The sequence below is a fragment of the Geofilum rhodophaeum genome (assembly GCF_002210225.1).
GTDB lineage: Bacteria > Bacteroidota > Bacteroidia > Bacteroidales > Marinilabiliaceae > Geofilum > Geofilum rhodophaeum.
Genome location: NZ_MWUJ01000072.1, coordinates 1 through 891 on the forward strand (window position 1 = coordinate 1; position 891 = coordinate 891).

The 891-nt window shown below is 34.8% G+C and carries 2 protein-coding genes; both read left to right on the forward strand.

Going from position 1 to position 891, the window contains the following annotated elements; translation table 11 throughout:
* The first annotated feature begins 49 nt into the window (after positions 1-49).
* Entirely contained in the window at positions 50-322 is a 273-nt protein-coding gene (locus tag B4W65_RS17085; protein WP_088656369.1) for a hypothetical protein, read from the forward strand.
* A gap of 26 nt (positions 323-348) precedes the next feature.
* Complete coding sequence (locus B4W65_RS17090; protein WP_088656370.1) at positions 349-834, forward strand: pyridoxamine 5'-phosphate oxidase family protein; 486 nt, start codon at positions 349-351, stop codon at positions 832-834.
* Positions 835-891: the final 57 nt, after the last annotated feature.

An 891-nucleotide genomic window follows, 5' to 3' on the forward strand; every position in this document is an offset into this window, starting at 1 on the left:
TTGTACCGCATGCAAAAACCGAAGTGCAATTAACTTGGATTATAGATAAGTGAAAAAGATTCATATAGATAAAAACGGACGTGAATTCATAAAAGAGACTTACTTCGTTGGTGGAAAAATGAAATTCCGAAGAGTTTATGTAATTGATGGCATTCCGGCCGATGAATTTTACGAGAAAAATGCGACTGACTTGGACTTCTATTTGAATGGAGACTATGAGTTAATAAATAGCGCAAAAGATTTTAATAATCATTTCAAAGAGCAAGACAACAAAGAACCTGATTCGGTTGATAATGAAGGTTTAGAAAACCTGCCTTTTTAAAACCTTGACAATCAGAAAGAATAATAATGAAGCATTACCATTTACATAATCGACCAAATAGAGAACTGACTAAAAAATCAGACATTGATAGAATCCTTGAAAAAGGAAAATTTGCTGTGATTTCAATGTGTCGAGAGAATGAACCGTATATCGTCACGCTTAGTTATGGATATGATGCCGAAAATGATACACTTTATTTTCACTGCGCTAAAAATGGTCTCAAGTTGGATTTTTTGAATTCTAACAAAAATGTTTGTGCGACAGTAATTGAGGATAAAGGATATGTAATGGACGAATGCGGACATGAATATGAATCTGTTGTTTTCTGGGGTGATATGCAAATTGTAAAAGATTTGCACGAAAAGAAACATGGTATGAGCATTTTACTTCTTCATTTAGAGGAGAAGGATTCGGTAATCAAAGAAAAGCAGTTGAAATCGGATGACTATTACTCAAAAATGGAAATTTTGAAACTTAGAGTTAGACAGATTCACGGAAAAGCTGGACGATAATATAATAATGCACGACGGTACAACATGCTGTGATACGGCAGCCGGGGCTCCACAGCA

Coding starts and splice junctions, on each gene's coding strand:
- B4W65_RS17090 (WP_088656370.1), top strand. CDS start 349: ATGAAGCATTACCATTTACATAATCGACCAAATAGAGAACTGACTAAA.